Origin of the sequence: Agrobacterium sp. NPDC089420 (assembly GCF_044900305.1) — a bacterium.
Classification (GTDB): Bacteria; Pseudomonadota; Alphaproteobacteria; order Rhizobiales; family Rhizobiaceae; genus Agrobacterium.
This window is the reverse complement of sequence record NZ_JBJDMY010000049.1, coordinates 1-6,458: the sequence shown is the minus strand read 5'-3', so window position 1 is coordinate 6,458 and position 6,458 is coordinate 1. Positions and strand designations below refer to the sequence as shown.

Here is a 6,458-nt window from a genome sequence, read left to right as displayed (position 1 = left end):
GCTCCGCACCGCAACCCGCCGCTACCGCCCTAAATACAGCAACCCAAAACCGCTGGAGCAAACTCAAAACTGGATAAAACTTGGGGGCAAGATCAGCATTCGCTCGTTTGCCGAGCTTGATATAGAGCTGCACAGCCCTCATGCGGTCTTCATACGAATACATGAACTATCTCCTGTTAGTCCAAGTTTTCGTCCGCGCCTCCTTAGTGCCGCTTGAATCTTCCCCAGGTGCTGTGGCCGTCGGTCTTCCGGAGCGCGCGCCGGAAGACCGACGGCGCGTCATCGTCGATACTCCTTCCGATGGTCGGAAGGGGGATATTGGTGATCAAGCTGAGGAAGACGATCATGATCTTGAATCTGCATCAGCAGGGGCTGACAGTGTCGGCTATTTCCAGAGAAACAGGCATCGATCGCAAGACGGTGCGTAAATACATTGAGCGGGGCCTTGAGGCTCCGGCCTATGGTCCAAGAAAGCCTCGGGCGACAGTCATCGACCCGTTCGCTTCTTACCTGCGGGAGCGGGTAAAGTCCTACCCCGGTCTGACCGGCAGTCGATTATTTCGAGAATTGCGTGAACGAGGCTATACCGGCGGCTATACAGTTGTGACGGATTTTCTCCGCGATGTACGCGGTTGAACTCAATGTTCAAAATGAAGTTTGACGGTGTGTCCTGCAAAATCCCGATCACGGTCAGTACCTGACTACCGAAGGTGACGCGATCACCGATCTTGACAGGTACGCCGCTGCTTCTGGTGATATCGGCACTGACATCGAATCCCAGCACCGCGAATGGTATCGCACCATCCAGGTCGGAGGTAAATCTGCCCAACGCTAGCCGGGCCTTGCCGAGGCCGTAAATACCATCTGTCCCCGCAACCACGGTTGCCTGCACATCGGTTCGTCCGGCCCTGATATTGCCGCCGGTTTGGATCATGGCGGAGGTGGCAGATAGGCCGATATTCTGTCGCGGCAGGTCGAGAACATCGTCAACGGAAACCTGCGACATGACGCTATCTCCGTTCGGCTGTGGCTGCATCATCACCAGATTCGTGCCAAGTGTTTCGAACTGGCTTAACGCCGCCCTTCTGGCATTGTGTCCGACATGCAGCATGGCGATCACTGCAACTGTACCAATGACGATGCCGACAAGCGCAAGCAGACCCTTTCCTTTCAGGACGTCGAGATGTTCTACAACCTCGCGGATGATTTCCTGGCTGGTCCCGACCCGTCGCACTGTCATGCGACCTCAACGCCACGAAGGGTATTGTCACCGAACACCTGGCCATCGCGCATGACGATCCGGCGCGGGCAACGCGCGGCAATGGTTGGATCGTGAGTGACGATAATCACCGTCAGGCCAAGCTCAGCGTTGAGTTGGAGAAACAGAGACATGATGTCGTTAGCGTAAGCATTCGCCGAGGACCGCAGTGTCAGGTTTTTTTGCGCGATCTGCGCTTCCATTTCGCAGCCAGAGCCTCGACGTTTTTGCCGAGATTTCTTGCGTCGACCTGGCTGGGGTCGTAGGCTGAACTTCCCCACCATTCGAGCAGTTCTTGATGTCGCTCATGGTTGACGTCGGCAATAGCCTCACGGAACTCTTCATAGCCCCAAGGGCCGCCAACATCCTCTGGCGGGCACCTTCCGACAGCCTCGAGGAGGAAAGGATCATCAAAGCCGGCGGTAGCAGGGAAGATCTTTTCGATTTTCACAGTGTGCGTCCAGCCGTCGCCGAAGTCATAGAGATACTTGAATGACTTCGCGCCGATATCTTCGATGGCGGCAAGAAGCGTTTCCTTGCGAGCATCAATGGGGTCATCAAAGCCGCCATCAGGCACGCCGAATCCGATGTCACGGATCCTGAACTCATAGAGATGACTGTTGGTCCAGCCGAAAGCCTCCTGGAGAACATCATGAAGCCGGTCGAGCCGAATGCGGAATGGCACGACAACACGCCGCATCACCAAGGGGTCGACATCGTCGAGCGTAACCTTCAAGCGAACGAGAGTACCAGCCATCAGGCCGCCTGCTGCAGAGATTTTGTTGCGGGGTTTCGCCAATTCCAGGGGAGAAGCTCATCGAGCCGGCTGACAGGATGGTCGGCGATGCGGGCGAGAACATCAGCAAGCCAGGCCTGTGGGTCAATGCGGTTCATTTTCGCGGTGACGATCAGGCTGTACATGGCTGCCGCCCTTTGCCCTCCGCGGTCGGAACCGGCAAATAGCCAGGCTTTTCGTCCAAGGGACACACCACGCAGAGATCGCTCCGCGCAATTGTTCGATAGGCAAATCCGGCCGTCGTCGAGGAAGCGGGTGAAGGATTCCCAGCGGTTCAGCATATAGTCAAACGCCTTTGCCAGGTCATTGTCGCGCGGCAACCTGGCGCGGTGTTCACGTATCCATATTTCCATGTCGTCGATCAATGGCTTTGATAATTGCTGGCGGATTGCTTTTCTCTCATCGGCAGTGCGGCCATTGATATGGCGTTCGATGTCGAACAACGCGTCGATCCGCTGCACCATGTTCAAGGCGACCGGCGAGATGACGGCGGAACTTTTACCCTGCGCTTTTCGGCGCGCATTGGCCTCCAGATCGGCTTGCGCAAAGAATGGTCGCCTGGCATGCGCCCAACACGCCGCCTCATAAATCGGACCCGGACTTCGATCAGGAAGATAGAGCTGGCCATAGCCCGTATAGGCGTCCGCCTGAAGGATGCCGCTATAATTGGCGAGATGCGCATGTGGATGTTCGCCGGCCCGGTCCCGGGAATAATAGAACATCACCGACGGTGGGGCCGTTCCGCCAAACGGAGTATCGTCCCTGACATAGCTCCATATTCGACCGGTGACGGTCTTGCCGAGAGCGAGAACCGGCACGGTCGTGTCGTCACCGTGGATCCGTTCAGACGCGAACGTATGGCTTTCAATCCGCCGCACCGGCGGGTCAAGGACCTGGCAGCACGCGCCAATCGCGTCGGCTGCTGTCGACTGACTGATCGGCACACCTTCCAGGGCAAAACGTTCGACCTGGCGATTGAGGGGAATGCGCTGGCCGAACTTATCGCAGAGCATCATCGCCAAAAGGCTCGGCCCCGCCCACCCTCTCGGGATGACATGGAAGGGTGCAGGTGCCTGGCTGATCTTCTCGCAGTCACGGCAGGTGAACTTTTCCCGCACCGTTTGAATGACCTTCCAGCTCCGCGGTACGCTCTCCATCGTTTCGGTGATGTCTTCGCCGAGCTTGCGAAGCCGTTCACCGCCACAGCAACTGCAGGCAACCGGGCCTGGCACCACGACACGCTCGCGCGGCAGATGCTCCGGAAAGGGTTTCTTGACGGGCCGCTTGCGCGTAAAGCCGGTGACCGCAATCGCAGATGCTGCAGCAACGGCCATTTCGGCGGCAAGCTCATCTTCGGTCGCCGTCGCTTCGGCGTCCTCAAGCATCAGCTCCATCTGCGCAATCAGCCGTGCCGTCCGTTCCGACTTCTGACCGCGAAGCTCCCGTTGCAGCTTTTCGATATAGACTTTCTGGCGAAGAATGATGGCCTGATCGTCGGCCTCCCTGGCCTTGGCAACAGCCAATTCAGCCAAAGCGGCGGCCCGTTCAGCCCGCGCCACCGCCAATTCTGCTTCAAGAGCAGCAGCATGATCGCGGTGATTTTCGAAGCCGGTCCATGCTCGAAGTGAATCACAAAACCCCTGAACTGCATAGCTTTTCTTGATGCCAATAGCGGCAAATCCTGACCAAAAATCGCTATCCAGCGCTCGTCGGACGCCATGTCTGCTGCGGGTTTCGCCAGTCAATTCCCTCAAGCAAATAGGACATCTGGCCAGCCGTCAGCGCGATCGCTCCGCCCTCAGTTACCGGCCAAATAAAACGGCCGCGCTCAAGCCGCTTTGCATATAGCGAAAGCCCAATTCCGTCATGCCAAAGAGCCTTGATCAGCCGACCACTTTTCCCGCGGAAAACAAAAACGTCCCCCTTGAACGGATCACGACCAAGACCTTCCTAATTTGCCCAGTCACTCAGGTTGGTTCGTTGGTGCTCATGCGTTCTTTTGCATGGTCGCCTCCTAGAAGGGTGTCAGGATTTTTGATTGCGTGGTCAGTCACCTTCCCCATCTCTGTCAGCATATCGATGAGGTGCTGATAGAGTCCGGCATCATCTCCCAGATGACGCCGAAGCGTCTCGCCAAGCGTTTTTAGGCCCTCGATTGTAATCTCGCCGCCTGGCGTCTCTATCGCTTGTATCCCTTTCGTGAGATCGAACATCTCCCATGCTGCCTCCACCATTTGACGGTCACTTGATACAGCCGGGCGCCCAGAATCGTCAACGAACACATAGCCGCCGCCAACCTGCAGGAGATTGTAGCCGGTCATCTGTCTGAACATTGCAAGTTCAGCTGTGGAATATGGTGCTTGGTCTCCAGGCAGAAAGAAATCTCGGTTTTGCTCTTCATTTAGCGCGCGCATGACGCCCTCCTCTTCGCTTTGTGCGCCGTTGCCGGAAATAAATAGACAGATATCATCGTCGTTTTGAGTGGAGTTGCGCAGAACTGTGGGATTCTTCCGCAAATTCTGAAAAATGATATTGTCGCGACTATCATAGAAAGCCAGCAGGGCATAATCAGGTTTCGTCGCTGCGACACCGCCCTTGGAGAGGTGACTTTTCTAGTCGAAGCTGCGTAGAGTGAATAATTGCTTTCGGGATTCAGCATCGAGGCTCTTCAAGGTTGGGCCTTAGCGATCAGATACGCAGGCTATCTACGAGTACGACCATGGCTAGAATATTAAACTTGTCCGAATCTGTCCTTGGTTGTGTTGGTGATCGTCTCACTAGTTCCATTTCAACGGTAAAGAGGCAGGAATGCCTGCGGTAGTCGGGGTAACGCTTCAAGCTGTGGCGATACCATGACACGCTGCCATCTGATTCGGGCAGCTGACGTGAGAGCCGGGCCATTCCGTTTATGGGACTGCATCGCTGTGTCAGATGAACGCGCGTCATCCACATTGAAGGCTCGTCCCGCGAAGCCAAAGTATGCACCCGGCAGCGCGGCTTGAATGAAAACAGCCTCGACGCCCCAACTGCAATTAAACAACCGCATCAGGTCTGGTCAAAGGTAATTCAGCAGACTCATTTGTTGCAGGCGTGCTGTGAGACTGTATGCGATTTCGATCTGCTGCTGTAGTAGATCGACACGGGTCTTCGTCTCGTAGTAATCGACCCCTTCGATATTCAGCAAATGCGTTTCTATAATCTTCTTTTGTGCAGCAAGTGAATCGTTTGCCTTCGAAACGCGGCTTTGAGACAGGCCGACCTGACCCTGCTGCTGATTCAAACCACTAATGGCAGTGCTAATATTTTCTACCGACTTGGTTGCTACCATTTCGCGAACATCGCTGGGCACATTGTCATCAAGGAAGGTCATCGCCGTAATCGCCGTCATCGCGAAATAACGCATGCCCTGCGAATTGCTGTTGGTCGACGTCTCGATCACTTCGTTCTGACTGATCCGGCTCGTCATGTTGGTGTCGCTGGCCATGGATCCGAACGTCGTCCAGAAATCGACGTTCTGTCCGGCGGTGAGACTGCTGTGCGGCGGGTTGGTCACCGTCGTCGTGCCGTTGAACACACCTTCCATATGGGTCATGAAATCGTTGACCTGATCCTTGGACAGGCTGGCGATGTTGCCCACCGGCGGCGTCTGCGATGCCATGAAATGGTTCAGTTCGGCATTGTAGGCGGCCTTCAGGGGCGAACCATCGGCGAAGTAATCGTCGACGGGTTTCACATCTGTGTTGATGCCGGATAGGAGATATTCACCGTTGGTCGACGTGTTGGCGAAGCTGGTAAAGTTGTTGAATGCGCTTGAAATTGTATCGACGACGGTAGAAAGCGTAGGTGGTTCACTGCTCGTGTTTGGCACCAGAACATCCAGAATTTCCTGGGCGGCCCCGGCCATGCCGTTCAGCGCTGTCTGTGACGATTCGAGACGTTGCGTCGCGATTGAATTCGTAGTGATATTTGACTGAAGACGATCTACGTCACGATTGAGATCGAGGTTGCGGGCCGTACCGGCGCCCAACGTCAAACCCATATCCGCGTGCTTTCCTGTATTCAACTCTGTGGTGAGTTTGGTCGTCTCAAGCTGGGCCTTGAGGATGGTGCTGCGCATGCTGTTCTGCATCGCCAGCGATGAAATTGAAGACGTTTTCATTTTTACCTCACCATATCCATAAGCGACTTAAGCATTTCATCGACGGTTGCCACCAGTTTCGTGGCAGCCTTATAAGATTGCTCAAGCTCCAAAAGCAGCGAAAGCTCCTCATCCAGGCTGACCGCCGTGTTGTTCGAATAGGAGGCGGATGAGCGCTCGTAGAGGGCGCTTTTCGATTCGTTTGCCGAAGTCGCGCCGGACCGTTCCTGTTCAAGCCACCCCATCGAGTTGGTGCCGTATTTCAG

7 protein-coding genes and 2 pseudogenes are annotated in these 6,458 nt (G+C 55.5%); 1 reads left to right on the top strand and 8 read right to left on the bottom strand.

Features of this window, described 5'->3' with window-relative positions; all coding sequences use genetic code 11:
* Positions 1–345: 345 nt before the first annotated feature.
* Positions 346–606: pseudogene (locus ACI2KA_RS26700) on the top strand (helix-turn-helix domain-containing protein); the annotation flags it as partial.
* Here the strand turns inward: ACI2KA_RS26700 and ACI2KA_RS26695 are convergent.
* From ACI2KA_RS26695 to ACI2KA_RS26660, 8 genes and pseudogenes are all read right to left on the bottom strand, one after another.
* The gene (locus ACI2KA_RS26695) at positions 488–1,240 is read right to left on the bottom strand and encodes an ABC transporter permease (RefSeq protein WP_404505448.1); all 753 of its coding nucleotides are present in this window, start codon (positions 1,238–1,240) and stop codon (positions 488–490) included. The pseudogene ACI2KA_RS26700 and the gene ACI2KA_RS26695 overlap by 119 nt on opposite strands.
* Positions 1,237–1,461: a hypothetical protein gene (locus ACI2KA_RS26690; protein WP_404505446.1), complete on the bottom strand. Its 225-nt coding sequence runs from the start codon at positions 1,459–1,461 to the stop codon at positions 1,237–1,239. Before ACI2KA_RS26690 ends, ACI2KA_RS26695 begins: the two co-directional genes overlap by 4 nt.
* On the bottom strand, positions 1,431–2,015 hold the full coding sequence (locus ACI2KA_RS26685; RefSeq protein WP_404505445.1) for a plasmid pRiA4b ORF-3 family protein: 585 nt from the start codon (positions 2,013–2,015) through the stop codon (positions 1,431–1,433). The genes ACI2KA_RS26690 and ACI2KA_RS26685 overlap by 31 nt, the downstream gene beginning before the upstream one ends.
* Positions 2,015–3,619, bottom strand: coding sequence for an IS66 family transposase (tnpC, locus tag ACI2KA_RS26680; RefSeq protein WP_404505449.1), 1,605 nt, complete (start codon positions 3,617–3,619; stop codon positions 2,015–2,017). The genes ACI2KA_RS26685 and tnpC overlap by 1 nt, the downstream gene beginning before the upstream one ends.
* Before the next feature lie 130 nt (positions 3,620–3,749).
* Positions 3,750–3,989: pseudogene (gene tnpB, locus ACI2KA_RS26675) on the bottom strand (IS66 family insertion sequence element accessory protein TnpB); the annotation flags it as partial.
* 32 nt (positions 3,990–4,021) lie between these two features.
* Positions 4,022–4,468: a hypothetical protein gene (locus ACI2KA_RS26670; protein WP_404505444.1), complete on the bottom strand. Its 447-nt coding sequence runs from the start codon at positions 4,466–4,468 to the stop codon at positions 4,022–4,024.
* A 641-nt stretch (positions 4,469–5,109) separates the two neighbouring features.
* Complete coding sequence (locus tag ACI2KA_RS26665; RefSeq protein WP_404505443.1) at positions 5,110–6,213, bottom strand: flagellar hook-associated family protein; 1,104 nt, start codon at positions 6,211–6,213, stop codon at positions 5,110–5,112.
* Between the two features lie 2 nt (positions 6,214–6,215).
* Positions 6,216–6,458: flagellar basal body rod C-terminal domain-containing protein (locus ACI2KA_RS26660; protein ID WP_404505442.1), on the bottom strand; the 243-nt coding region annotated here is incomplete at its 5' end.

Coding starts and splice junctions, on each gene's coding strand:
- ACI2KA_RS26695 (WP_404505448.1), bottom strand. CDS start 1,240: ATGACAGTGCGACGGGTCGGGACCAGCCAGGAAATCATCCGCGAGGTT.
- ACI2KA_RS26690 (WP_404505446.1), bottom strand. CDS start 1,461: ATGGAAGCGCAGATCGCGCAAAAAAACCTGACACTGCGGTCCTCGGCG.
- ACI2KA_RS26685 (WP_404505445.1), bottom strand. CDS start 2,015: ATGGCTGGTACTCTCGTTCGCTTGAAGGTTACGCTCGACGATGTCGAC.
- ACI2KA_RS26670 (WP_404505444.1), bottom strand. CDS start 4,468: ATGCGCGCGCTAAATGAAGAGCAAAACCGAGATTTCTTTCTGCCTGGA.
- ACI2KA_RS26665 (WP_404505443.1), bottom strand. CDS start 6,213: ATGAAAACGTCTTCAATTTCATCGCTGGCGATGCAGAACAGCATGCGC.